Below are 1,655 nucleotides of genomic sequence, written 5' to 3'. Positions count from 1 at the left end.
CCCAAAGTCCATGCTCAAACTTGCGTTTCGTGCCTGCATAATCTTTCAGTTTTACTCCCTTTAGTTCAGCTTGGCACGCTTCCAGTATGCGAAGAACTATTCTTTGTTCGTGTATGGACATGTCTTGCTGTTTTGACCATGTATATACCCATGAAACAACAACATCTTTATTCTTGGTAATAGGTAGTTTCTTTTTCATAAACGATTGATTTGCTGCAAATATACACAATCCCCACATTAAAACAAAAAAAGAGGGGTAAAACTCCCAAAGTGTGGGGACTAATTTACTTTTAAACTCCCAAAGTGTGGGGACTAAACTCCCAAAGTGTGGGGAAACACATGTTCTAATCCCTTTATTTATGGGCGTTTGCGAAGAAGTGATAGAGCATATTACAGACGATGCTTATAACAGACAAGGGGAATTTATAGAGCTAAGTGGTTGATTTACTGTCGGAAAAAGAAAAACGATAGGGAAAAAGAGCAAAGCAAAACCAACCAACGGGCGGTAGGATTGGAAACGGGTTTTTATGGCGTGTACACGTTTGTGTACAAAATGTTTGTATTTTATTGAAATATAGCTATCTTTGTGCTGAATTTAAAAGCAAACAGATATGGAAGCATTATCAGTAAGAGAATACCGTAACAACCTCGCAGCGTCTTTCACCAAAGCTGACAATGGCGAGCAGGTACTAATTCGCAGGAAAAACGAGATTTACGCTTTGGTAAAAGTTGGTCGTGAAGATTTGATGATAACCCCGGAGCTGCAAGCAAGGATTGACAAGGCAAGGGAAGAAATCAAATCCGGAAAGTGTGTTACCCTCAAAAGCAGTGAGGATATTGACGCTTATTTCGATAGTCTATGATGTACACAATTAGGGTTTCCGACGGGGTGGATAAGGTGATTGCCAAATGGAAGAAATCAAACCCCAATTTGTTCAAGAAGTATAAGAAAATCTACAAAGAATTGTTAGAGCACCCTAAGACTGGGCTTGGGCATCCCGAAGCGTTAAGGGGCGGTGGGGATATTACATGGTCTCGACACATTACCGCCCATGACCGGATAATCTATGACATTTACGAGGAAGTGGTAGAGGTCTACATCTTGGAGGTAGAGGGGCATTACAACGATAAATGATAAAACTGTTATGGTCGAATATTGTGTTTACTGGTTAGAGAACGGCGAGCCTATGCACGAGGTGTTCTCTTCTCTTGCCGCCGCCGAGATGTACTCATGTGCGATAAGAGGGAAAGAAAACATTGAATGGGTGGAGGTGTCCGAAGAAGAAACCATTGATTTGGACGAACTGGAAGACATGTTCCCGGATGACTTCTGCGGCGTGTAATCCCCTTGGGTAGAAATGGGGTAGAATTTGTTAGGCTGTGGGGGATTTTCTAACACGCCGGGGCTTTTTGCTGGGCGGTTGGCGTGGATGTATTCCCATGCGGCATGTGTATATATAGCAAGAAGTGTCCTTGTCGGACATTCTTGCCTTTCTCGCTTTGCTCAAAAGGATTTTAAGATTACCTTTGTGGCATGGAACTAAGACGGAACGAAAAGATTACATTCCGGTGTACCGAACTTGAAAAGGACGCACTTGCGGAGCAGGCAGCCCGGTGCAGTCTAAGCGTATCGGAATACTGCCGGAGTTTGTCCC

Annotated in this window: 3 protein-coding genes and 1 pseudogene; 3 read left to right on the top strand and 1 reads right to left on the bottom strand. The window is 43.2% G+C overall.

Going from position 1 to position 1,655, the window contains the following annotated elements; all coding sequences use genetic code 11:
* Positions 1-199, bottom strand: a pseudogene (locus ABCM67_RS16200) (replication initiation protein); the annotation flags it as partial.
* 412 nt (positions 200-611) lie between these two features.
* Here ABCM67_RS16200 and ABCM67_RS16195 point away from each other — a divergent pair.
* From ABCM67_RS16195 to ABCM67_RS16185, 3 genes are read left to right on the top strand one after another with little or no spacing between them, the layout of a single operon-like run.
* On the top strand, positions 612-863 hold the full coding sequence (locus ABCM67_RS16195) for a hypothetical protein (RefSeq protein WP_004295507.1): 252 nt from the start codon (positions 612-614) through the stop codon (positions 861-863).
* On the top strand, positions 860-1,135 hold the full coding sequence (locus ABCM67_RS16190) for a type II toxin-antitoxin system YoeB family toxin (RefSeq protein ID WP_004327436.1): 276 nt from the start codon (positions 860-862) through the stop codon (positions 1,133-1,135). The genes ABCM67_RS16195 and ABCM67_RS16190 overlap by 4 nt, the downstream gene beginning before the upstream one ends.
* A gap of 10 nt (positions 1,136-1,145) precedes the next feature.
* A complete protein-coding gene (locus ABCM67_RS16185; protein ID WP_004295503.1) occupies positions 1,146-1,343 on the top strand; it encodes a hypothetical protein in 198 nt (65 codons plus the stop codon).
* Positions 1,344-1,655: the final 312 nt, after the last annotated feature.

This window comes from Blautia sp. 2227st1_G12_2227SCRN_220401 (assembly GCF_039062885.1).
GTDB lineage: Bacteria > Bacillota > Clostridia > Lachnospirales > Lachnospiraceae > Blautia_A > Blautia_A fusiformis.
The sequence above is the reverse complement of the archived record's forward strand: the minus strand, read 5'-3'. Positions and strand labels throughout refer to the sequence as shown.